The 15,865-nt window shown below is 71.1% G+C and carries 13 protein-coding genes; 5 read left to right on the top strand and 8 right to left on the bottom strand.

The window, feature by feature from the left end; translation table 11 throughout:
- The first annotated feature begins 218 nt into the window (after positions 1–218).
- From lnt to MKW14_RS25575, 4 genes are all read left to right on the top strand, one after another.
- Complete coding sequence (gene lnt / locus MKW14_RS25590) at positions 219–1,841, top strand: apolipoprotein N-acyltransferase (RefSeq protein ID WP_240865706.1); 1,623 nt, start codon at positions 219–221, stop codon at positions 1,839–1,841.
- A gap of 14 nt (positions 1,842–1,855) precedes the next feature.
- A complete protein-coding gene (locus MKW14_RS25585; protein ID WP_240865704.1) occupies positions 1,856–2,335 on the top strand; it encodes an NUDIX hydrolase in 480 nt (159 codons plus the stop codon).
- Between the two features lie 54 nt (positions 2,336–2,389).
- Positions 2,390–3,190: a 3-hydroxybutyrate dehydrogenase gene (locus MKW14_RS25580; protein WP_240865702.1), complete on the top strand. Its 801-nt coding sequence runs from the start codon at positions 2,390–2,392 to the stop codon at positions 3,188–3,190.
- Positions 3,191–3,265: 75 nt separating this feature from the next.
- A complete protein-coding gene (locus MKW14_RS25575) occupies positions 3,266–5,209 on the top strand; it encodes a helix-turn-helix domain-containing protein (RefSeq protein WP_240865700.1) in 1,944 nt (647 codons plus the stop codon).
- A gap of 42 nt (positions 5,210–5,251) precedes the next feature.
- On the opposite strand, the gene MKW14_RS25570 is transcribed toward MKW14_RS25575, so the two are convergent.
- From MKW14_RS25570 to MKW14_RS25540, 7 genes are all read right to left on the bottom strand, one after another.
- On the bottom strand, positions 5,252–6,637 hold the full coding sequence (locus MKW14_RS25570; RefSeq protein ID WP_240865698.1) for an MFS transporter: 1,386 nt from the start codon (positions 6,635–6,637) through the stop codon (positions 5,252–5,254).
- Positions 6,638–7,129: 492 nt separating this feature from the next.
- Complete coding sequence (locus MKW14_RS25565) at positions 7,130–8,275, bottom strand: RNA polymerase sigma factor (protein ID WP_240865696.1); 1,146 nt, start codon at positions 8,273–8,275, stop codon at positions 7,130–7,132.
- Positions 8,276–8,283: 8 nt separating this feature from the next.
- Positions 8,284–8,730: a YciI family protein gene (locus tag MKW14_RS25560; RefSeq protein ID WP_240865694.1), complete on the bottom strand. Its 447-nt coding sequence runs from the start codon at positions 8,728–8,730 to the stop codon at positions 8,284–8,286.
- Between the two features lie 41 nt (positions 8,731–8,771).
- Positions 8,772–9,644 carry a phosphotransferase gene (locus MKW14_RS25555; RefSeq protein ID WP_240866027.1) on the bottom strand — a complete coding sequence of 291 codons (873 nt, stop codon included), beginning with the start codon at positions 9,642–9,644 and terminating at the stop codon, positions 8,772–8,774.
- A 99-nt stretch (positions 9,645–9,743) separates the two neighbouring features.
- Entirely contained in the window at positions 9,744–10,409 is a 666-nt protein-coding gene (locus tag MKW14_RS25550) for a YceI family protein (RefSeq protein WP_240865691.1), read from the bottom strand.
- A gap of 131 nt (positions 10,410–10,540) precedes the next feature.
- Complete coding sequence (locus tag MKW14_RS25545; protein WP_240865689.1) at positions 10,541–11,992, bottom strand: purine-cytosine permease family protein; 1,452 nt, start codon at positions 11,990–11,992, stop codon at positions 10,541–10,543.
- 103 nt (positions 11,993–12,095) lie between these two features.
- Positions 12,096–13,550, bottom strand: coding sequence for a glyceraldehyde-3-phosphate dehydrogenase (locus MKW14_RS25540; protein WP_240865687.1), 1,455 nt, complete (start codon positions 13,548–13,550; stop codon positions 12,096–12,098).
- A 189-nt stretch (positions 13,551–13,739) separates the two neighbouring features.
- On the opposite strand from MKW14_RS25540, the gene gnd reads away from it, so the two are divergent.
- Positions 13,740–15,179: an NADP-dependent phosphogluconate dehydrogenase gene (gene gnd / locus MKW14_RS25535; protein ID WP_240865685.1), complete on the top strand. Its 1,440-nt coding sequence runs from the start codon at positions 13,740–13,742 to the stop codon at positions 15,177–15,179.
- Between the two features lie 160 nt (positions 15,180–15,339).
- Here gnd and MKW14_RS25530 read toward each other — a convergent pair whose 3' ends face one another.
- Positions 15,340–15,576, bottom strand: coding sequence for a hypothetical protein (locus MKW14_RS25530; RefSeq protein WP_240865683.1), 237 nt, complete (start codon positions 15,574–15,576; stop codon positions 15,340–15,342).
- Between the last annotated feature and the right edge of the window lie 289 nt (positions 15,577–15,865).

Raw genomic sequence — 15,865 nt, 5'->3', positions numbered from 1 at the left:
ACCCGACCGAAGCCCCCCGACCTCGCACGAGCCAGGCCGTCGAGACCGTTTCCGGCCGGACGACTGTGGCTGGGCTCACCGTAACCGCTGATGGAGGTTTTGTGGATGAGTCGGGGCGGGTTGTGCAGGAACGATGCGGCGGCTGCCCCGCCCAGCGCCGTGGGCCGTCATCCGGGCCGTGCTGTCCCGGCCAAGGTCACCCGCCGTACACTCCCGGAGTGACCGTCACCGCAACCTCCGTGGACGAGTCGGACCAGCTGCGGCCGCAGCCCGCGCCCGCCTCGCGCACGGCGCGCCTCGTACGCCTCGTCCCGGCCCTCGTCGCCGCGCTCTGCGGAGTGCTCCTCTACGTCAGCTTCCCGCCGCGCACCGTGTGGTGGCTGGCCCTGCCCGCCTTCGCCGGCTTCGGCTGGGTCCTGCGCGGCCGCGGCTGGAAGGCGGCCCTCGGGCTCGGCTACCTCTTCGGCCTCGGCTTCCTGCTGCCGCTGCTGGTGTGGACCGGCGTGGAGGTCGGCCCGGTGCCGTGGATCGCCCTCGCCGCGATCGAGGCGATCTTCGTCGCGCTGGTCGGCGCGGGCGTCACGCTCGTGTCCCGGCTGCCCGCGTGGCCGCTGTGGGCGGCCGCGGTGTGGATCGCCGGAGAGGCGGTACGCGCGCGTGTGCCCTTCCACGGCTTCCCCTGGGGCAAGATCGCCTTCGGTCAGGCCGACGGCGTCTTCCTGCCGCTGGCCGCGGTGGGCGGCACCCCCGTACTGGGCTTCGGGGTCGTCCTGTGCGGCTTCGGGTTGTACGAGGTCGTACGGCTGGTCGTCGAGGGGCGGCGGACGCGGGAGGTCCGGCGATCGGCGGCTGCGGTCGCCCTCCTGAGCGTGGCCGTGCCCGTGGTGGGCGCGGTGGCCGCCAGGGGACTGGTCAGCGACAAGGCCGAGAACGGCTACGCCACCGTCGCGGTCATCCAGGGCAACGTGCCCCGCTCCGGTCTGGAGTTCAACGAGCAGCGCCGGGCCGTGCTCGACTACCACGCGCGTGAGACGCTGCGGCTGGCCGCCGACGTCAAGGCCGGCAAGGTCGCCAGGCCCGACTTCGTGCTGTGGCCGGAGAACTCCTCCGACGTCGACCCCTTCGCCAACGCCGACGCCTACGCCGTGATCGACAACGCGGCCAAGGCGATCGGCGTGCCCATCTCGGTGGGCGGTGTCGTCGAGCGCGGCGGCAAGTTGTGGAACGAGCAGATCCTGTGGGACCCGAAGAAGGGCCCGACCGACACCTACGACAAGCGGCAGATCCAGCCCTTCGGCGAGTACCTGCCGCTGCGCGGCCTGATCGGCGCCATCAACAGCAACTGGACCTCGATGGTCCGCCAGGACTTCAGCCGGGGCACCAAGCCGGGCGTGTTCACCATGGACCACGCCAAGGTCGGCCTGGTCACCTGCTACGAGGCCGCCTTCGACTGGGCCGTGCGCTCCGAGGTCACCGACGGCGCGCAGCTGATCTCCGTGCCCAGCAACAACGCCACCTTCGACCGCAGCGAGATGACCTACCAGCAGCTCGCCATGTCCCGCGTGCGTGCCGTCGAGCACAGCCGGACCGTCACCGTGCCGGTCACCAGCGGCGTCAGCGCGATCATCATGCCGGACGGGAGGATCACCCAGAAGACCGGCATGTTCGTCCCCGCCTACCTGGTCCAGAAGGTGCCCCTGCGCTCCTCGGAGACGCCGGCCACCAAGCTGGGCATCCTGCCGGAGATCGCCCTGGTGCTGGTCGCCGCGGGTGGCCTCGGCTGGGCGATCGGCGCCGGGCTGCGCGGCCGGCGGACCGGAGGAGCGTCCTCGGCAGGCTAGGTAGGGTCGGGATCATGGCTACCCCTGACTTCATCCGTGACCTGCGGTCCTCCATCGGCCATCGGCTGCTGTGGCTGCCCGGTGTCAGCGCCGTCGTCCTCGACGACGAGGGCCGAGTCCTGCTGGGCCAGCGCGCCGACAACCACCGCTGGGCGCTCATCTCCGGCATCCCGGAGCCGGGCGAGCAGCCCGCGGTCGCCCTCGCGCGGGAGGTCTACGAGGAGACGGGCGTCCGCGTCGCCGTCGAACGCATGATCGCCGTGCGGTCCGGGAAACAGGTCACCTACCCCAATGGCGACGTCTGCCAGTTCATGGACCTCTGCTTCCGATGCCGTGCGATCGAGGGCGAGGCACGGGTGAACGACGACGAGTCGCTGGCCGTCGGCTGGTTCTCGCTCGACGACCTGCCGGAGATGACCGAGTACCACCACTTCCGGATCAAGCAGGCGCTCTCCGATGAACCCACATGGTTCGACCCCACCACTTCCGACTGAAGTATGGGGCCTGACCATATGTGGTCAGGCGACCCCGCTGCTTAGGGTCGTGCCATGACCCCGCTCAACGCCGCATCCGCCCCCCACACCTCCTCCCTGGACCTCGGCGGCCGCACCGCCCTGGTCACCGGCGCCGCCGGTGGCATCGGCGGCGCCTGCGCACTGCGGCTCGCCGCCGCCGGGGCCGAGGTGAGAGCGGTCGACCGGGACGCGGCGGGCCTCAAGACGCTGGCCGAGCGGGCAGGGGGCCTTGCGGGCACGGTCGAACCGCACGTCCTGGACCTCACCGACCTCGACGCCGCCGAAGTCGCCGCGGCGGGCACCGACGTCCTCGTCAACAACGCCGGACTGCAGTTGGTCCGCCCCATCGAGGACTTCCCGCCCGACGTCTTCCACACCGTGCTCACGGTGATGCTGGAAGCGCCCTTCCGGCTCATCCGCGGCGCCCTGCCGCACATGTACGGCCAGGGGTGGGGCCGTATCGTCAACATCTCCTCGGTGCACGGGCTGCGCGCCTCCGCCTACAAGTCGGCCTATGTGGCCGCCAAACACGGACTGGAGGGCCTGTCCAAGACCGCAGCCCTGGAAGGCGCGCCCCACGGCGTCACCTCCAACTGTGTGAACCCCGGCTATGTGCGCACCCCCCTGGTCGAACAGCAGCTCGCCGACCAGGCGGAGGCGCACGGCATCCCCGAGGAGCGGGTGCTCACGGAGGTGCTGCTGCAGGACAGCGCGGTCAAGCGGCTCGTCGAACCGGAGGAGGTCGCCGAGGCCGTGGCGTATCTGTGCGGCCCGCAGGCGTCCTTCGTCACCGGCACCTCGCTCGTCCTCGACGGCGGCTGGACCGCGCACTGAGCAGGCCGTGGCCGTGCACGGACGAGTTGTCCACAGGGCTGACGGGGCGAGCGCCGGATGGGGAATCCTGTGACCGTGTCCCGCGATCACGTGCGGTCCGCCGAGCGCGCCGACGGCGCGGCGCCGTCGGACGCGCCCACCGAGACGCCGTTCCTGGAGCTGCTGGCCAGGGGCGCGCCCGTCGACGCCTATGAGCAGCCGGTGCTGCTGGCGCGCGCGGAGGGCCGCCCCGACGAGACCGTCGTGGCGCTGGAGCGCGCCAAGCTGCTCGCGCTGCGGGTGCGGGCGGAGCTGGAGGGACGGCGCCGCCGCGAGGCGGAGCTGTCCGCGCTGTTCGAGACCGCCCACGACCTCGCGGGCCTGCGCGATCTGGACTCCGTCCTGCGGGCGATCGTGCAGCGCGCCCGCTCACTGCTCGGCACGGACGTCGCCTACCTCAGCCTGAACGACCCCACGCGCGGCGACACCTACATGCGGGTCACGGAGGGCTCGGTCGCCGCCCGCTTCCAGCAGCTGCGGCTCGGCATGGGGGAGGGGCTGGGCGGGCTGGTCGCCCAGACGGCCCGCCCCTACGTCACCGACGACTACTTCAAGGACGACCGCTTCCAGCACACCCACGCCATCGACGCCGGCGTACGCGACGAGGGACTGGTCGCCATTCTCGGCGTCCCCCTGATGCTGGGCCGGCACGTCATCGGCGTCCTCTTCGCCGCCGACCGGCGGGCCCGGGTCTTCGAGCGGGAGCAGATCGCGCTGCTCGGCTCCTTCGCCGCCCTCGCCGCGGCCGCCATCGACACGGCCAACCTCCTCACCGAGACCCGCTCGGCCCTCGCCGGGCTGGAGCGGGCCAACGAGATCATCCGGGACCGCAGCGGGGTCATCGAGCGCGCCTCCGACGTCCACGACCGGCTCACCGAACTCGTCCTGCGCGGCGGAGGGGTGCACGACGTGGCCGCGGCCGTCTCCCAAGTCCTCGACGGCACCGTCGAGTTCACCGAGGCCGCCGACACACCCCAGGGACCCCTGGAGACCTCACGGGCCGAGGGTCACGCCGTACGCCACAAGGACGACTGGATCGCGGCCGTGGCAGCCGGCGGCGAACTCCTCGGGGCGCTCGTCCTGCGCGGCCACCCCGGGCTCGACCCCGTCGACCAACTCACCCTGGAACGCGCCGCGATGGTCACCTCGCTGCTGCTCCTGGCCAGACGCTCCGCCGCCGACGCCGAACAACGCGTCCGCGGTGAGCTGCTGGACGATCTGCTCGACGCCCGCGACCGCGACCCACGGCTGCTGCGCGAGCGTGCCGCACGCCTGCACGCCGACCTCGACGCCACCCACGTCGTCCTCGCCGCCCGCCTCGACGGCCCCGCCGCCGACGCCGAGCAGGAGGCCGACGCCCGCCGGCGCCTGTGGTCCGCCGCCTCCCACCTCGCCGCCACCCGGCACGGGCTGGCCGCCGCCCGCGACGGCGGCACCGTCCTGCTGCTGCCGCTCCGGACCGGTGACACGGCCACCGCCCTGGCCCGACGCACCGCCCGCCACCTGGGCACCGCCGTCCATGAGGCGGTCACCGTCGGCGCCTCCGCGCCAGTCCGCGACCTCGCCGCCCATCCCGACGCGGTGGCCACCGCCTACGCGGAGGGCCGGCGCTGCCTGGAGGCCCTGCGGCTGCTCGGCCGCGCCGGTGACGGGGCCGCCGCCCAGGACTTCGGCTTCCTCGGCCTCCTGCTCGCCGGGGACCGGGACGTCGCCGGCTTCGTCGACCGCACCATCGGCCAGGTCGTCGCCTATGACGAACGCCGGGGCACCGACCTCGTGCGCACCCTCGACGCCTACTTCACCTGCGGCATGAGCCCGGCCCGCACCAAGGACGAGCTCCACGTCCACGTCAACACCGTCGCCCAGCGCCTGGAGCGCGTCGGGCGCCTCCTCGGCGACGACTGGCAGAGCCCGGCCCGCGCCCTGGAGATCCAACTCGCCCTGCGCCTGCACGGGTTGTCGGCGGCGGAACGGCGCTGAACCCCCGTACGCGGGCGCGTACGGGGGCCGGTCGCGGCAGGCTCACACGGTCCGGGCGTCCGCCGCGGGAGTCCTCGCCGGCTCGTCGGTGCCCAAGGCGTCGACGTCGGCGAGGTCCCGGCGGCGCGTCTCCTTCGCCAGCCCCACGGCGACGACCGTGAGGACGGACGCGGCGATGACGTACAGGGCGATCGGCGTGGAGCTGTCGTAGTCGGACAGCAGCGCGGTGGCGATCAGCGGGGCCGGGGCGCCGGCGGCGACCGAGGCGAACTGGGCGCCGATCGAGGCACCGGAGTAGCGCATGCGGGTGGCGAACATCTCGGAGAAGAAGGCGGCCTGGGGCGCGTACATCGCGCCGTGCAGGACCAGGCCCACGGTGACGGCGGTGATCAGGTTGCCGAAGCCGCCGGTGTCGATGAGGGAGAAGAACGGGAACATCCACAGCCCGACGCCGACCGCGCCCAGCAGGTACACCGGCCGGCGTCCGACCCGGTCCGACAGTGCGCCCCAGGCCGGGATGACCGCGAAGTGCACGGCGGAGGCGATCAGTACGGCGTTGAGCGCGGTCTGCTTGGAGACGCCGGCCGCGGTGGTGGCGTACACGAGGATGAAGGCGGTGATGACGTAGTAGCTGATGTTCTCCGCCATGCGCGCGCCCATCGCCACCAGCACGTCGCGCCAGTGGTGGCGCAGCACGGAGACCAGCGGCAGCTTCTCGGTGTCGCCGCCGCCGACCGCCTTGCGGGCCTCGGCCTGCGCCAACGCCTGCTGGAAGACAGGCGATTCGTCGACAGACAGACGAATCCACAAACCGACGATCACCAGTACGCCGGAGAGCAGGAACGGGATCCGCCAGCCCCAGGAGCCGAAGGCGGCGTCGGAGAGCAGCGCCGTCAGCAGGGAGAGCACGCCGGTCGCGAGCAACTGCCCGGCGGGCGCCCCGGTCTGCGGCCACGAGGCCCAGAACCCGCGCCGCCGCGCGTCCCCGTGCTCCGACACCAGCAGCACCGCCCCGCCCCACTCACCGCCGAGCGCGAAGCCCTGCACGAGCCTCAGTGTCGTCAGCAGCACGGGTGCCGCGGCTCCGACCGTGGCGTGCGTGGGCAGCAGCCCGATCGCGAAGGTCGCCCCGCCCATCATCAGCAGGCTCAGAACCAGCAGCTTCTTGCGCCCGATCCGGTCACCGTAGTGCCCGAAGACCAGCGCGCCGAGCGGACGGGCGGCGAACCCGACGGCGTAGGTCAGGAACGACAGCAGCGTGCCGACCAGGGGGTCGGAGTCCGGGAAGAACAGCTTGTTGAAGACGAGCGCGGCGGCGGAACCGTACAGGAAGAAGTCGTACCACTCGATGGTGGTGCCGATGAGGCCGGCGGCGACAATGCGCTTGAGGTTGGCGGGGGTCGGGGGAGCGGATGCTGCGGAGGCCATGTGCGCCACTTCCTCGTGTGCGGTGGGGACGGGTACGTGTCGGCACACGCTAGGAAGACGCACGTCAGGCGCACATGTGGTGGGGCTACATAGTTTGGGGCCCACCTATCCGCTCAGCCGCCATGTCTGCCGGCGCAGGAACGGCTCTGCGGGAAAGCGACCGTTAGGCGGCGACCAGCTTTCCGCCGCCCGCCAGCGTGTACGTCTTGCCGCCCAGGGCCTTGTTGGCGGCGAGGGACTTGTCGTAGTACACCGTGTGGCCGTTTCCGGTGATGTTGGTGATCTTCGTGCCGGACGGCCGCCGGGCGGCCGGAGCATGGTCCCGGGCGCATGGCGCCGGTGACCGGATCAGAAGGAGACCTGCGATGGGGCGGGTGAGGACACCTTGACCTGGACAGCCTCGCCAACCAGCTGTTGAACGGACCGGGCAGGCCGCACGGGTAGCCTCCGGCGCCCCCTACGCCCGTGCGGATCACCGCGTTCGGGTCGGCGTCATGGGCGCAGGAGGGTGTTGAGGCGGGCGGCCTGGCGGGTCAGGTGGTCGCGTTCGGCGAGGTTGGGCGCCTTCTGTGCCGCCTCGGCGTACAGCCGCGCCGCGGTCGTCAGGTCGCCGTCGCGTTCGTGGAGGTGGGCCGCCACCGCCGTGTGGCGGGGCAACGAGGCGTCCAGCTCCGCGAGCGCGGCCAGACCCGCGCGCGGTCCGTCCGCCTCACCGACGGCGACCGCGCGGTTGAGGCGGGCGACCGGGCTGTCGGTCAGGCGTACGAGCTCGTCGTACCACTCGACGATCTGCACCCAGTCGGTCTCCTCGGCGCGGGGCGCGTCCGCGTGCAGGGCCGCGACGGCGGCCTGCGCCTGGAACTCGCCCAGCCGGTCGTGGGCGAGGGCGGCCTGCAGGATCTCGACGCCCTCCGCGATCATCCGGGTGTCCCACCGGCCGCGGTCCTGCTCGGCGAGCGGCACGAGGCTGCCGTCGGGTGCCGTGCGGGCGGCGCGACGTGCGTGGTGCAGCAGCATCAGGGCGAGCAGCCCCGCCACCTCGGGATGGTCGATGGCGGCCGCGAGCTGCCGGGTGAGCCGGATGGCCTCGGCGGCGAGGTCGACGTCCCCGGAGTAGCCCTCGTTGAAGACCAGGTAGAGGACGCGCAGCACGGTGGCGACATCGCCGGGCTGGTCGAAGCGCACCCCGGAGACGGTGCGCTTGGCCCGGCTGATGCGCTGCGCCATGGTCGCCTCGGGCACCAGACAGGCCTGGGCGATCTGCCGGGTGGTGAGCCCGCCGACGGCGCGCAGGGTGAGCGCGACGGCGGACGAGGGCGTGAGGGAGGGGTGGGCGCACAGGAAGTACAGGTGGAGCGTGTCGTCGACCGAGGGCGCGGGCCCCGGCGGCGGCTGTTCCTCCACACGGTCCTCACGCCGCCGGCGCGCGCTGTCCGCCCGGGCCTGGTCCAGGAACTTCCGCCAGGCCACGGTGACCAGCCAGCCCTTCGCGTCCCGCGGCGGGTCCTGCGGCCACACGCGGACCGCTTCGAGCAACGCCTCCTGTACGGCGTCCTCGGCCGCCGCGAAGTCGGCTCCGCGGCGGACGAGGACCGTGAGGACGTTCGGCGTGAGGCTCCGCAGCAGGGCCTCGTCCATGGGCGGGCTCACTCCTGCGCGGGGGCCGTGCCGGTGCAGTGGTCGGCGAAGTCCGTGACAGTGGCGTGCGGGTTCATGAACGGGCGCACCTCCAGCCACTCGTGGATCGGCCTGCCGCCCGCCCCGGGAGCGGCCGACAGCTCCGCGGCCAGCTCGACGGCGCGCTCGTGGCTGTCCACGTCGATGATCATCCAGTCGGCGATGAGGTCCTTGGTCTCGGCGAACGGGCCGTCGGTGACCGGCGGGCGTCCCTCACCGCCGTACTGGACCCAGCTCCCCTCGGGGGTGAGCGCCTGGCTGTCGACGAACTCGCCGGACTTCTCCAGCCGGGCCGCGAAGTCGTTCATGTACCGCACGTGCGCCGAGATCTCCTCCGGCGTCCACTGGTCCATGGGCACGTCGTTCACCGGAGCCGGGGCGCCGCGGTAGTGCTTCAGCAGCAGGTACTTGGCCATGGTGTTCTCCTCGGTGCTGTTGCGGCCCCTCGTGGCCGCGTTCACCCCTGGGACGGAGCCGGTCGGGCGTTCTCGACACCACCATGAGAAATTGTTCGCGCCCGGATCTCGCCGAGCCATTCCGTGCCGAGCCGGCGCCCGTCGGGGAGCTGGTCGTCCCGCTCCCAGCGCCATGTCGTGATCATCGCCAGGACGAGGAGCCGACAGGCGCGCAGCAGCTCGTGATCGATCCCCGGGTAGTGGTCGCCGACGGCCTCGGGCGCATGGGCGAGGTCGAATTCGACGGGTCCACGGCAGCAGGTCTCGAGGTCGATGAACAGGGGGCCGTTCGCCGTGGAGAGCAGGTTGCCCGGGTGCGGCTCGCCGTGCAGCAGCTGATCGGGGGCGCCGCGCCGGCCGATCACTTCTCTGAGGTTCCGCAGCGTGTCGCCGAGCAGTTCCCGGTCCGCGTCGGCGAGCGCCGGAGTGCGGTCACGGCTCGCCACGAAGTGCTGGGCCTGTGCGACCCGGTCCGTGAAGTGGGGCGCGGGGACGTCCAGTTGGCGCATGCCGGTGTGCAGCCGCCTCAGCGCGTCGGCGTAGTCGGCCGGTGCGATCTGTCGCGGTCCCGCGGGTTCGTAGTAGGTCCAGAGCGTGATGACGAAGCCGTCCTGTTCGTGGACGCGCGGCTCCACGCGTGGATCGAGTACGGCTACGGGGCATCCGGCCCCGGCGAGGCGCCGGGCGAGGTCGACCTCGAACCGCGCGACCTGATCCGCCACGGGCGCCACCCGGGCCAGGACGTCACAGGGCAGCAGCCGCAGGGTGAGCTTGTTGGAGTCGTGCAGCACGATCGCGTCGTCGACTGCCAGGCCCAGGGACGAGGCGGTCGCCGTGGCCGCGGCCACGGCCCGAGGGAGCACGGACGGCTGCATCGTCGCCTTGCCTCTCTCCCGTGGGTGCCGCAACTCCCGCACCCTACCAAGGCGCACTCCGCGACCGCGGGTCACGGAGTGCGTTTCAGCGGCGGCTCGTCATTCGTTGGGAGTGGTGCGGATGGCGGCGATGTCGAATTGCAGACGCACTTTCTCGCTCACCATGGCACCGCCCTCGGCGAGTTTGGCGTTGTAGGTAAGACCCCATTCGGAACGGTTGATCGTGGTGGTGCCGTCGAATCCGACGCGTTCATAGCCGAAGGGGTCGGTCACATGGCCTATGTAGGTGAGTTCCAGCACCACGGGACGTGTCACGGTCTTGATGGTGAGGTCGCCGGTCATGCGGTAGACATCGTTGCCGTCGACCTCGACGGCGGTGCTCCTGAAGCTCATCCGGGGGTAGTTGCGGGCGTCCAGGAAGTCACGGCCGACCAGGTGCGCGTCGCGTTGTTCCACGCCGGTGTCGACGCTGGCGGTGGACAGCACGATCTCCGCCTGCGAGCGGGCGGGATCGTGGCCGTCGAAATAGAGCCTGCTGCGGTACTCGGTGAAGGCTCCGCGCACGGTCGTGACCATGGCGTGCCGGACGGAGAAACCGATCCGGCTGTGCGCCGGGTCGATCATCCATTCGCCGGTCAGTGAGGCCAGGGCGGGGGTGGCGGCGCCGGCGGTGGGGGAGAACGCCGGCGGCCGGGTGGTGGGGGTCGGTGAAGCTGCGGGGGGAGCCGGGCGGCGCAGGGACGCAGCGCGGGTGAACAAGTTCATGATTCACGTAGTTACTTCATGAAAGAAATCGCCGCAAGCCTGCTTCACGTCCCGTGGCGGCCCGAACATAACCCACACACATTCACCACGGAATCGGTTCGCGGCGATAGTGCCGGATTCGCCGATATCCGTCAGGGCTCGCGGTGTTCGTGGGCCGCCTGCTCCAATTCCTCCGCCTCCGCCTCGGCCAGCCGTGCCTCCGCAGCCACGTCGATGGAGCGGGTCAGCCACCAGTAGAGGGCGCCGGCCACGGGCAGCCCGATGAACAGCGAGATGTCCGCTCCGCCGAGCGCGTCCGCGACAGGGCCGGTGTAGAGGGTGCCCACGGCGAAGAACGGCACCATGACGCCGAAGCCCACCAGATAGGCGATGATGCCCTGCCAGCCCCAACGGCCGTAGATGCCCCGGGGGTTGAAGATCTCGGCGATGGCGTAGTGGCCTCGGCGCACGACGTAGTAGTCCATCAGGTTGACCGCGGTCCACGGGATGAACAGATAGAGGACCAGCAGCAGGAAGTTGTTGAAGTTCTCCAGGAAGTTGGAGGTCGCGGCCAGCGCGCCGACCAGGGAGAGGGCCGCGGTCAGGCCGATGGTCACCAGCCGTACGCTCAGCGTCGGGCGCACCCGTCTGATCGAGTCGACGGCGCTGATCAACGTGAGCGAGCCGCCGTACATGTTCAGCGCGGTGACGGAGACCAGGCCCAGCACGGCGAAGAGCAGCACGATCGCGCCGAAGCCGGTGAAGACCTTGTCGCCCGCCGCGTTGATCGACTTGATCGTGTCGAAGTCCTTGCCCGCCCAGGCGGCGAGCAACGCGCCCAGCACCATCAGCCAGATGCCGCCCAGGGCGGAGCCGAAGTAGGTCCAGTAGAAGGTCTTGCGGACGGTGACGTCCGGCGGCAGATAGCGGGAGTAGTCCGAGACGTAGATCGCCCAGCTGATCTGGTAGCCGGCCACCACGCCGAACTGCGCCAGGAACGGCGTCCACTTGAAGGCGCCGAGGTCGAAGGAGCCGGCCGGGTAGTGCAGGGTGACCAGGACGCCCACGGTGAAGATCCCGAAGACGACCAGGAAGGTGTAGGTCAGGAACTGCTCGGCCCGGTGGATGACGTCGTAGCCGACCAGCGCGATCACCAGGGCGACCACGGTGACCACGACGACCCACAGCTTCACCCCGCCGTGCACGGTGGTGTGCATGGCCTCGCCGGCGAGGATGGTGTTGAAGACGTTGAAGCCCGCGTACTGGATGTAGGCGAACAGCCACACCAGCAGGGCCCCGATGTAGCCGAACTGGGGCCGCGACTGGATCATCTGCGGCAGGCCCAGCTGGGGGCCCTGGGCCGAGTGGAAGGCCATGAAGAAGGTGCCCAGGACGGTGCCGGCCACGATCGCGATCAGCGACCAGATGAGGTTGCCGCCCTCGGTGATGCTGATCAGGCCCACGGCGAGGGTGGCGATCTGGGCGTTCGACATGAACCACAGCGGGCCGAGGTGCCACAGCTTGCCGTGGCGCTCGTCGAGCGGAACGTAGTCGATGGAGCGGATCTCCAGCCCCGACACCCGCGGTTCCGACGTTGTGCTCACGGCGCCTCCAGAGTGTTCCTCCACCCCTGTGGCCGGATTCATTCCCTGGAATTGTCTGGCCAAAGGTCACATTGCCGACCCTTGACCAGACAGACCCGCCTGGTCAGACCGCCGGGCTCGGGAAGGTCGGGTACTCCACCCCGGAGACGTGCTGGACGACCCGGATGACCTGGCAGGAGTAGCCGAACTCGTTGTCGTACCAGAGGTAGAGGATGGCGTTGTCGCCCTCCACCTTGGTGGCGCCCGCGTCGATGATCGAGGCGTGCCGCGAGCCGATGAAGTCGCTGGAGACCGCGTCGGGAGCGGTGGTGAAGTCGATCTGGCGCCTGAGCGGCGAGGTCAGCGACACCTTGCGCAGGTGGTCGAGGACTTCCTCGCGGTCGGTCGCGCGGGCGAGCTGGAGGTTGAGGATCGCGATCGAGACGTCCGGCACCGGGACCCGGATCGAGCTGCCGGTGATCCGTGCCTTCAGGTCGGGCAGCGCCTTGGCGACGGCGGAGGCGGCGCCGGTCTCGGTGATGACCATGTTCAGCGGCGCCGAACGGCCCCGGCGGTCGGCCTTGTGGTAGTTGTCCAGCAGGTTCTGGTCGTTGGTGAACGAGTGCACCGTCTCCACGTGGCCGCGCAGCACGCCGTACTCGTCGTCCATCGCCTTCAGCGGCGGCACGATCGCGTTGGTGGTGCAGGAGGCGCAGGACAGGATCCGCTCGTCCGGCTTGATCGTGTCGTGGTTGACGCCGTGCACGATGTTCGGGACGTCGCCCTTGCCGGGCGCGGTCAGCACGACCTTGTCGATGCCGGGACGCAGGTGCTGGGACAGGCCCTCGCGGTCGCGCCACTTGCCGGTGTTGTCGATCAGGATCGCGTTGTCGATGCCGTACGCCGTGTAGTCGACCTCGGAGGGGTCGCTCGCGTAGAGCACCTTGATCGCGTTGCCGTTGGCGAAGATCGTGCTCGACGCCTCGTCCACGGTGATCGTGCCCTGGAACTGGCCGTGGATGGAGTCCCGGCGCAGCAGCGAGGCACGTTTGACGAGGTCCTCGGAGGCCCGCCCGCCCCCACCACGCACGACGATCGCGCGCAGCCGCAAGCCGTTGCCGGAGCCGGCCTTCTCGATCAGCAGCCGCGCCACGAGGCGACCGATGCGGCCGAAGCCGTAGAGGACGACGTCGCGCCCGACGCCTCCCTCGATCTTGTCGGCGCCGGTGGCCCCGGCGACGGCCTCGGCGGTGAACGCCTGCACCGTCAGGCCCCGGTCGTCGTCCTTGTACGTCGCGGCCAGCATGCCGATGTCGATCTGGGAGGGGCCGAGGTCGAGCGTCGTCAGCGCCTGCAGGAACGGCAGGGTCTCGGTGACCGAGAGCTCCTCGCCGGCGATCTGCCGGGCGAAGCGGTGGGTCTTGAGGATGCTCACCACCGACTTGTTCACCAGGGAGCGGCTGTGCAGCAGGACGGTGACGTCCCGCTCGCGGTGCAGCTTCCCGATGATCGGGATCATCGACTCCGCGATCTCCTCGCGGGTCTTCCAGTTGGTGAACGAGTCGTCGTTGACAGTCACAGATCCATCTTTCGAGCTAGGCGGCGCTCATATGTTAAACCCCGCCTGTTTCGATACTTCGAACGGGGGTGTCAGGCGGTGAACGAGGGGTGAATCGAGACGATCCGGCTCCCCGTCCGTACCTCACGGTCATGGGGGCCTGCCCGCCCCGCCGACCGCCACCGGAACCGATCGAGGGACACCACCACCATGAACGCAACCGCAGCCATCGGCGTCACCGGCCTGGGGGTCATGGGCCGCAACCTGGCGCGCAACTTCGCCCGCCGCGGGTACACCGTCGCCGTCCACAACCGCACGGCCGGCCGCACGCGCGCACTGATGGAGGTGTACGGCGACGAGGGCACCTTCGTCCCCGCCGAGACGGCCGAGGAGTTCGTCGTCGCCCTCGAACGCCCCCGCCGCCTGATGATCATGGTGCAGGCGGGCGCCGCCACCGACGCGGTCATCGAGGAGTTCGCCCCGCTCCTGGAGCCCGGCGACATGATCATCGACGGCGGCAACGCCCACTTCGCCGACACCCGCCGCCGCGAGGCCGCCCTGCGCGAGCGCGGCCTGCACTTCGTCGGCGCCGGCGTCTCCGGCGGCGAGGAGGGCGCCCTGGAGGGGCCGTCGATCATGGTCGGCGGCTCCGCGGAGTCGTACGACGTGCTCGGCCCGATGTTCGAGACCATCAGCGCCAAGGTCGACGGCGAGCCCTGCGCCGCCCACATCGGCAGCGACGGCGCCGGACACTTCGTCAAGATGGTCCACAACGGCATCGAGTACGCCGACATGCAGCTCATCGCCGAGGCGTACGACCTGCTGCGCCAGGTCGCCGGATACACCCCGGCCGAGATCGCGGACGTCTTCCGCCGCTGGAACGCCGGCCGGCTCGGCTCCTACCTGGTCGAGATCACCGCCGAGGTCCTCGCCCACACCGACCCGGAGACCGGCGCCCCCTTCGTCGACATCGTGGCCGACGCCGCCGGACAGAAGGGCACCGGCCGCTGGACCGTGCAGACCGCCCTCGACCTCGCCTCCCCGGTCACCGCCATCGCCCAGGCCACCTTCGCCCGCGCCGCCTCCGGGCAGAGCGAACTGCGCGCCGCCTACGCGGGCCTGCCCGGCGGCACCCGGCCGCACCTCAGCCGCACCGAGGCCGAACGCTTCGCCTCCCAGGTCGAGCACGCCCTGTACGCGTCGAAGGTCATCGCCTACGACCAGGGCCTGAAGATGATCCAGGACGCGGCCGCCGAGTACGGCTGGAAGATCGACCTCGGCACGGTCGCCAGGATCTGGCGCGGCGGCTGCATCATCCGCGCCTCCTTCCTCGACCGCATCCGGCTCGCCTACGCCGCCGACCGCGAACTGGTCAGCCTGCTGGGCGAGATGGAGTTCGCCATGGAGATCACCGACGCCCAGGTGCCCTGGCGGGAGACCGTCGCCTCCGCCGCCCGCCGCGGCATCCCCGTCCCCGCGTTCTCCGCCGCGCTCGCCCACTACGACACCCTGCGGGCCGACCGCCTGCCCGCCGCCCTCCTGCAGGGCCAGCGCGACTACTTCGGCGCCCACACCTACCGGCGCACCGACCGCCCCGGCGCCTTCCACACCCACTGGGCGGCCCCGAACCGCCCGGAGACCCCCGCCTGACCAACACCGGGCGTGCCCTTCGGGCAGAACCCGTCGCTCCCGAGGACATGATCCACACCAAGCGCGAACTCGGCACGGCCGCCCTGGCGCTCGCCGCCCTGGCGGCCCTGACCGCCCCCGCCACCGACAATGTGGCCTGCCGCCGCACCACCGGGTGGTCTCACAGCCGCGGCGCGACCCCGAACCGCGGGCCGAGAGTCGGCTCGTCGCCGCCCGCCAGTTCCGTCACCCGGCGGTCCACCTGTGTCAGATCGTCCAGCAGATCGCGTGTCTCGTCCGCCGGCAGCCGCGCGGTACGGGCGATCTCCTCCAGGTGGACCGGCATGCCGCCGTGCCGCCGCTGGGCCGCGACGAGCGCCTGGAAGACCCGCTCGTGACGGTCGCTGTCGTCGATCATCGGATTGCTTCCTGTGGGGTACGTCCGGTCCTCCGGGTAACCACCCCGGCCAAGGTCATCACACCCCGGTCACTTGATCCTTGACGCCCCCACGCACCCGACCTAGCCTCCCCTGGTCACGTCTGGACGCGTCTGGACAGGTAGGTCGACCATGGCAGACCCCTCGGATTCCCCCGACAACAGATCCACGGCCGGCCGGCTCCAGGTGGAGACGCACGGCCTCGACGTCATCCGCGACGCCGAACGCAAAGGCACCCCGCGCACCCTGTTCTGGCCCTGGTTCGGCGCC

The organism is Streptomyces gilvus (assembly GCF_022513565.1).
GTDB lineage: Bacteria > Actinomycetota > Actinomycetes > Streptomycetales > Streptomycetaceae > Streptomyces > Streptomyces gilvus.
The sequence above is the reverse complement of the archived record's forward strand: the minus strand, read 5'-3'. Positions and strand labels throughout refer to the sequence as shown.

What these genes read in the sequence shown, in the direction of transcription:
- MKW14_RS25585 (WP_240865704.1), top strand. Translation starts at nt 1,856, where the DNA reads ATGGCTACCCCTGACTTCATCCGTGACCTGCGGTCCTCCATCGGCCAT.
- MKW14_RS25580 (WP_240865702.1), top strand. Translation starts at nt 2,390, where the DNA reads ATGACCCCGCTCAACGCCGCATCCGCCCCCCACACCTCCTCCCTGGAC.
- MKW14_RS25570 (WP_240865698.1), bottom strand. Translation starts at nt 6,637, where the DNA reads ATGGCCTCCGCAGCATCCGCTCCCCCGACCCCCGCCAACCTCAAGCGC.
- MKW14_RS25565 (WP_240865696.1), bottom strand. Translation starts at nt 8,275, where the DNA reads ATGGACGAGGCCCTGCTGCGGAGCCTCACGCCGAACGTCCTCACGGTC.
- MKW14_RS25560 (WP_240865694.1), bottom strand. Translation starts at nt 8,730, where the DNA reads ATGGCCAAGTACCTGCTGCTGAAGCACTACCGCGGCGCCCCGGCTCCG.
- MKW14_RS25555 (WP_240866027.1), bottom strand. Translation starts at nt 9,644, where the DNA reads ATGCAGCCGTCCGTGCTCCCTCGGGCCGTGGCCGCGGCCACGGCGACC.
- MKW14_RS25550 (WP_240865691.1), bottom strand. Translation starts at nt 10,409, where the DNA reads ATGAACTTGTTCACCCGCGCTGCGTCCCTGCGCCGCCCGGCTCCCCCC.
- gnd (WP_240865685.1), top strand. Translation starts at nt 13,740, where the DNA reads ATGAACGCAACCGCAGCCATCGGCGTCACCGGCCTGGGGGTCATGGGC.
- MKW14_RS25530 (WP_240865683.1), bottom strand. Translation starts at nt 15,576, where the DNA reads ATGATCGACGACAGCGACCGTCACGAGCGGGTCTTCCAGGCGCTCGTC.